The organism is Catenovulum sp. 2E275, from assembly GCF_025515275.1.
In the GTDB taxonomy this organism is placed as follows: domain Bacteria; phylum Pseudomonadota; class Gammaproteobacteria; order Enterobacterales; family Alteromonadaceae; genus Catenovulum.
In genome coordinates this window covers 1-333 of record NZ_JAOPFU010000148.1, presented here as the reverse complement: position 1 = coordinate 333, position 333 = coordinate 1, and the positions used below count along the sequence as shown (strand labels likewise).

At 29.1% G+C, this 333-nt stretch carries 1 protein-coding gene; it reads left to right on the top strand.

What is annotated here, in order from left to right; all coding sequences use genetic code 11:
* Positions 1 to 181: 181 nt before the first annotated feature.
* Positions 182 to 333 (top strand): phage integrase N-terminal SAM-like domain-containing protein (locus tag N7931_RS19470; RefSeq protein ID WP_316250597.1); only part of this gene is annotated, 152 nt, incomplete at its 3' end.

The following is a 333-nucleotide window of genomic DNA, read 5'->3' as shown; positions in this document are numbered from 1 at the left end:
AATATAGGGTCGTTATGTAAACTTATTATTATAAAAATCAAATAAAATCAGACTGTTAATTTATATCATCTCCATGAAACCAATACCTTGTTAAAAACAAAGCGAGAAATAATTTGAGTTTTTGGCGTATCGTTATTATAACTGTATAAATAAACAGCGATTAAAGTTGAAGGATTTATTGATGGCTAAATCTCAATTTATCGAGTCAATGAGAACTGAGCTCAGAACCAAGCATTATAGTTATGCAACCGAAAAATCTTATTTGCACTGGGTTCGTACTTTTATTCGTTTTAACGATTATAAACATCCAAAGGATATGGGAAATTCAGAAAT